Source organism: Moorena sp. SIO2C4 (assembly GCF_010672485.1).
GTDB classification, from domain to species: domain Bacteria; phylum Cyanobacteriota; class Cyanobacteriia; order Cyanobacteriales; family Coleofasciculaceae; genus Moorena; species Moorena producens.
On sequence record NZ_JAAHGN010000544.1, the window covers coordinates 1 to 4967 of the forward strand.

Annotated in this window: 8 protein-coding genes; 4 read left to right on the forward strand and 4 right to left on the reverse strand. The window is 44.8% G+C overall.

Annotated elements, in window-relative coordinates; translation table 11 throughout:
* Nucleotides 1-80 precede the first annotated feature (80 nt).
* Both F6K20_RS23980 and F6K20_RS23985 read right to left on the reverse strand, forming a co-directional pair.
* The gene (locus F6K20_RS23980; protein WP_048815242.1) at nucleotides 81-539 is read right to left on the reverse strand and encodes a Nif11-like leader peptide family natural product precursor; all 459 of its coding nucleotides are present in this window, start codon (nucleotides 537-539) and stop codon (nucleotides 81-83) included.
* Nucleotides 530-772 carry a hypothetical protein gene (locus F6K20_RS23985; protein ID WP_154659772.1) on the reverse strand — a complete coding sequence of 81 codons (243 nt, stop codon included), beginning with the start codon at nucleotides 770-772 and terminating at the stop codon, nucleotides 530-532. The genes F6K20_RS23980 and F6K20_RS23985 overlap by 10 nt, the downstream gene beginning before the upstream one ends.
* Before the next feature lie 203 nt (nucleotides 773-975).
* Between F6K20_RS23985 and F6K20_RS23990 the strand changes: the two genes are divergently transcribed.
* Nucleotides 976-2439 (forward strand): S-layer homology domain-containing protein, encoded by a 1464-nt coding sequence (locus F6K20_RS23990; RefSeq protein ID WP_161603161.1) that lies wholly within the window; start codon nucleotides 976-978, stop codon nucleotides 2437-2439.
* A 91-nt stretch (nucleotides 2440-2530) separates the two neighbouring features.
* Here the strand turns inward: F6K20_RS23990 and F6K20_RS23995 are convergent, their stop codons facing one another.
* Nucleotides 2531-2872, reverse strand: a complete 342-nt coding sequence (locus F6K20_RS23995) for a hypothetical protein (protein WP_044493063.1) — start codon at nucleotides 2870-2872, stop codon at nucleotides 2531-2533.
* A gap of 413 nt (nucleotides 2873-3285) precedes the next feature.
* Here F6K20_RS23995 and F6K20_RS24000 point away from each other — a divergent pair, with 413 nt between their 5' ends.
* Nucleotides 3286-3864 (forward strand): HNH endonuclease, encoded by a 579-nt coding sequence (locus tag F6K20_RS24000; RefSeq protein WP_502708870.1) that lies wholly within the window; start codon nucleotides 3286-3288, stop codon nucleotides 3862-3864.
* Entirely contained in the window at nucleotides 3836-4225 is a 390-nt protein-coding gene (locus F6K20_RS24005; RefSeq protein ID WP_287296295.1) for an alr0857 family protein, read from the forward strand. The genes F6K20_RS24000 and F6K20_RS24005 overlap by 29 nt, the downstream gene beginning before the upstream one ends.
* A gap of 65 nt (nucleotides 4226-4290) precedes the next feature.
* On the opposite strand, the gene ureE is transcribed toward F6K20_RS24005, so the two are convergent.
* Entirely contained in the window at nucleotides 4291-4722 is a 432-nt protein-coding gene (gene ureE / locus F6K20_RS24010) for an urease accessory protein UreE (RefSeq protein WP_008183842.1), read from the reverse strand.
* Here ureE and F6K20_RS24015 point away from each other — a divergent pair.
* Nucleotides 4721-4897, forward strand: coding sequence for a hypothetical protein (locus F6K20_RS24015; RefSeq protein WP_287253343.1), 177 nt, complete (start codon nucleotides 4721-4723; stop codon nucleotides 4895-4897). The two genes, ureE and F6K20_RS24015, sit on opposite strands and share 2 nt — an antisense overlap.
* The last annotated feature ends 70 nt before the right edge of the window (nucleotides 4898-4967 follow it).

Below are 4967 nucleotides of genomic sequence, written 5' to 3' on the forward strand. Positions count from 1 at the left end.
TCCGACTCCCGATTCCCTCGGTGCGCTTTCCGTAGGCGAATTAAATTCGCCACGGGTCGCACCGCTCCCGACTCCGTAGACTATGAAATATTGTCTGTGTTCGCGTCTTTTGAAATGTAAGCAATTTGATCAGGAGGTAGGGAAACCCCATACAATGCGATCGCTTGAGGAGGTTTCGGTCCAGGCTCGATGACTACTCCATAGACGGGCTGAATCGTAATAGGTGGCTTATGTTTGGGTGGCTCAATCGGATGTATAGGTCCCCATGGCCAACCACAGTAGCCTCTAAACACGCCACCAACAAGTACTTCTAGGTCTTCTTCACTGAGATGCTTGAAATTATCGTCTAAATCTCTAAGCTTATTCTCATCGAGAATTTTAGCTGTGGTAGTTTCCAAGTCTTCTGGTGTGAAATCAAAGCCAGCATCTCGCACCATGGTTTGGTAGTCTTCTGGACTTGCAGCATCTTCAAGCTGGCTACGGAAATTTTTATCAGCAGCTAAGCGCTTAAAGAAAAGGATTACACTTTCTAAAAACATAAACGTTCTCCAACCGTCAATACTATAAATAAAAATCCCATAGCATAAATTTGTCTCGCCAATCTGGCTAAATTTACAAATCTTATTAATAAAATACACAGGATTTTTTCCCGATTCCCTGTTCCCGATTCCCGATTCCCGATTCCCTGTTCTCTACTCCCTTTTGTAAGTTCATGTAGGGTGGGCAGTGCAGCAGACAGATTCAGAAGTTTGCAAAGCGCGTTGCTAGACACTGCCCACCCTACGATTAATGACTTTTGTAACTGATTAACTGCACTTGATATGACTCTGCTACCTCTACCGATCTTTTTTTTAAAACCTGGGAACTTTCACTTCACCTGTGCGTCTGGGGATGGTGTTTGGGAGGGTGTCAACTCTGATAACTAAGGAGTTGAGCTGTCTGGAAGAGTTATCTAAATCAGGAGAGTTGTGTTCTATGTCTAGTGCGTCTACTTGGAATTCCACGAGCACTGCCATGTTGCTGTTGGGAATAGTTACTGGTGTCACTGCGCCGATGGTAATTGCGGTACCAAACCAAACTAGCTTTATTGATATTCAAGGTCATTGGGCAAAACCGTTCATTGAAGGGTTGGCAGCAGAAAACCTGGTAAGTGGATATGCTAATGGCACCTTTAAACCTGATCAAGCTGTTACTTACGCTCAGTTTTCTGGGATGGTGAGCCAAGCTTTCAGCGAAAATAATTTAGCCTTGCCCAAAACATTTGATCGTGAAGCGGCTGAGTATTGGGTAAGTCGTAACCTAACTGAGCAGGATAAATCCAACCGCCAACTACGTCCATCTTCGCCACTGTCTCGGGGACAAGTATTGGTGTCATTGACTAATGGTTTGGGTTTAAATGGTTTGGGTTTATACTCTAGTAGTTCAGTAAAGAACACCCTCTCTTCCTATGAAGACCTATCCCGAATCCCTGACTATGCCAAAGATAGCGTTGCGGCTGCTACCGAAAAGGCTATGGTGGTTAACTACCCGAATGTAACCTATCTTGATTTTGGTAAACCTGCCACCCGTGCTGATGTGGCAGCCTTTATTCATCAAGCTTTGGTGAATCAAGAGGTATTAGCTCCCCTGTCTAGTCAACATCCAGCCTCTCAATATATTGCTCAGCTGACGCAAGAGACTAAACCTGTCACTGACGACAGCCTGATGGAGGAAACTGAGCCAACTGAAAAAACTGAGGGGACTGAGGGGACTGAGTCCACTGAGTCAATGACTACTAAAGATGAACTCCCAGAAACTAAGGAATATCAAGTTTCCAAAGGCACAGTGATTAATGTAGCCTACACAGTATCAGAAAAATTGGCTGTGGAGCGTGGTGAAACCATTGATATGACGCTGTTAGTGGCTGAAGACATCAAAAATGAGCAAGGAATAGTATTAATTCCAAAAGACAGCGAGATTGAGGGTCAATTAGTACCGCGTTATAGTGGTTCTCAGTTTCTTGGTACTCAGTTTGTGGCTCAAAAACTTAAAATTGGTGAATTATCCTATAACACCATCAATGCCACCTCGAAACTGGTTACTGATGCTAAGCCTGATGATACGGAGAAACAAACATTAGAAGGTGCTGCGGTTAATATTTTGACTGGTGTCTTAACTGGTGGTGATTCTAATCAAGAACCCGAGCAGCAAAATCCAATGATCATTAATCCGGAAGAGGATTTACCACTAACACTGGGTTCTGATTTATATCTGCAAGTAGCTACTAAAACGCGAGAAATGCCAGAAAGCCCAGAAGCCCCAGAAGCTATGGACACTGAAGAAATCCCAGAAGCTATGGACACTGAAGAAATGCCAGCAACACCAGAAGCCCCAGCAGTTCTTGAAGCACCAAAACTTGAGCTTCCGCAAGTGCCACCCTTACAGGTTCCAACTCGTTAACCAACCTACAAAAGTTCCTAGTTAGTGCCTAGTTAAGGACTCAGAAGAGACATGCGATCGCATGTCTCTTCAATTGTATCGAGGCAAACGCTTAACAGTCGGACAGACTATCAATACTGAGGGGAAGCATTTCTCCGTTGATCGTCAGTCCTAATAACATCGGCTCTTGGGGTTCTATAAACTTGCCAGTCAGTACACAACGCTCTTTGCGCTCAGCGATCGCTTTAATGGTGGCTCTGATATCAGACTTACAAAATTGAGGTCGATAATCACCGGACTTGTGCTGGACATAGTTCCAGAGAATATCTCGAATCAGAGCTTGATACCCCTGACTGCCAGAAAGTTCTTTGAGTTTATCTTTCAACTGTCGCTCCAGGCGGATGCTGGTAACTTCCATATCAGTGGTTGAGTTTTGACGGGTGAGTGTAGGCATTAATTTTTTCCTCCAAATATCTGGACATTCCCGTAATACAAGTGTAGTATTTAAAAAGCGGCTTGAAAATCGTTTTTCACAAATTTCGCCTTCAAACATTTCATCTTCTATGAGTCATCATTTAACCTCCTCCACCAATTGCTCAGATATCAACTGCTTCGGCGGTTCGGGATTCGGGGCAATATGGGTGGAGCTTTTGTTTAGGGGCAAATATGACTCGATCGCACAGGGAACAGTCGAGTATAGAAGGCATGATTCACAACCAATCAATTGTCGGCCAGAGATCAATCTGAAACTAAATAGACACAGCGGGAGGTATAGGCGAACGCTAGCAGTACTGACATAGCAATCAGCCTACCCTAAAAAATCTTAAACGCCCCCGCTCCTGACAAACAGAAGCGGGGGTTTGGTTTATGAGGAGTCAATCCGTGACAAGCACAACTGAGGTGTTGAGGCAATCGGTAGTGGTTTTTTCCAAAAACTACTTACCCATTAATCGAGTCAATATCAAACGAGCGATTGCTCTGTTGGTTACCGGGAAAGCTGAACCAATCGATTTCTTTGGTGGTAAGGGCTACAAAGTCCGTTCTCCTAGTGTGGTGATCTTGGTACCAACCCATATCCGCTTGATAGTTACCGAAACTGAACCAACTTGGCGAGTTCCTCCAGTAAATCGGCGGGAGGTCTTAAGACGGGACAAGCATCGGTGCCAATACTGTGGCAGCACCAAAAAGCTAACCCTCGACCATGTCATGCCTCGGTCAAAAGGCGGGAAACACAGTTGGGACAACGTCGTTACGGCATGTGAGCGTTGTAACAGCCTTAAAGGCAACCGCACTCCCCACCAAGCGGGAATGAAATTACCCAGACAGCCCAAAGCACCCATGCATCCAGCTATTGCTTTTGCGGAACAGTTTTGGCGTCAACAGCAAATCAATCGGTTAGAGGAGGAAGTTACAGGTAATGCTGAAACTGATTTATACCGAAAATAGCTTTTATCTAGAGCGTTTGGCTCAATCCCTAGAAGAATGGGTAACAAAACGAACCCTTGTCTCGCTCCGTGCGGGTGCAAGTTTCTATATCGAACCCAGCACTGCGTCATTTTTGCTACCAGCTAACTTGCCCCACCTCAGGCAATTAGAGGTGTTTGTGGAGCAAGACAAAACCGATGCGATCGCATTATCGATTTGTGATGCGGAATATGTTGAAGTAAGCCTACAAGGCACCTGGCTAACGTCAGATCCAGAAGATGAAGAGGGAATTTTTGTAACAGCAATGAACTATGCTGTTGAGTTTTTTCTCTATCAGCTGTGGCAAGAGGCTAACCATCGGGCTTCTGTTCCGAAGGATTGATTAAGAGGCGCACTTAGGTGTGCCTCTTTTTTACAGTTTTCTTTTAACAGTTCTCTTTAAACTTCTCAATGTCGATAGGCACCGATTTCTGGTTGAAACGGTACCACTTCCTGGTGTACCTCTACCCCCAACTGCTCTAACATCCCTTGCAAAACTGGGTCAGGAGATAACCTTAAATAGCTAGCCGTTACTTCTAAAGGGACATGGCGATTACCCAAATGATAAGCAGCTCGCAGCAAATTCACCGGTTTTTTGGCAGTGACAGTCAGTACCGGTTCTGGTTTAGCAGCAATTCGGATCATCACCTTCGTATCTTCAGCTTCCAGTAAATCCCCATCCTGCAAGACACTGCCCCTAGGCAAACGCAAATACAAATTTTCACCATCCGCTGTTTCAAAGCGGTGGCGAGTTCGGGTACGCTCCTCGGCTGTCAAGGAGAGGGTAAAGCCGACTTTAGTATTCTGATTAGCTCTGAGGCGTTTCGTAAAGGTGAGCATGGGCAATTTACCATTGCTTAATTCAGACTTCTGTTTAAAACAAATACCAAGTGAAGTGAGCAAAGGTAAGCTATCAGCTATCAGTTATCAGTTATCAGCATTCAATTATCAGCATTCAGTTATCAGCATTCAGTTATCAGTTATCAGTTATCAGCGGTCAGTTATCAGCGGTTAGCTGATTTTATTCAAAAGCTGAATGCTTATGATGGTTGACACTCCCCGCCCTGGAAGGACGGGGATTCTTG

What these genes read in the sequence shown, in the direction of transcription:
- F6K20_RS23980 (WP_048815242.1), bottom strand. Translation starts at nt 539, where the DNA reads ATGTTTTTAGAAAGTGTAATCCTTTTCTTTAAGCGCTTAGCTGCTGAT.
- F6K20_RS23995 (WP_044493063.1), bottom strand. Translation starts at nt 2,872, where the DNA reads ATGCCTACACTCACCCGTCAAAACTCAACCACTGATATGGAAGTTACC.
- F6K20_RS24000 (WP_502708870.1), top strand. Translation starts at nt 3,286, where the DNA reads ATGAGGAGTCAATCCGTGACAAGCACAACTGAGGTGTTGAGGCAATCG.
- F6K20_RS24015 (WP_287253343.1), top strand. Translation starts at nt 4,721, where the DNA reads ATGGGCAATTTACCATTGCTTAATTCAGACTTCTGTTTAAAACAAATA.
- ureE (WP_008183842.1), bottom strand. Translation starts at nt 4,722, where the DNA reads ATGCTCACCTTTACGAAACGCCTCAGAGCTAATCAGAATACTAAAGTC.
- F6K20_RS24005 (WP_287296295.1), top strand. Translation starts at nt 3,836, where the DNA reads ATGCTGAAACTGATTTATACCGAAAATAGCTTTTATCTAGAGCGTTTG.
- F6K20_RS23990 (WP_161603161.1), top strand. Translation starts at nt 976, where the DNA reads ATGTCTAGTGCGTCTACTTGGAATTCCACGAGCACTGCCATGTTGCTG.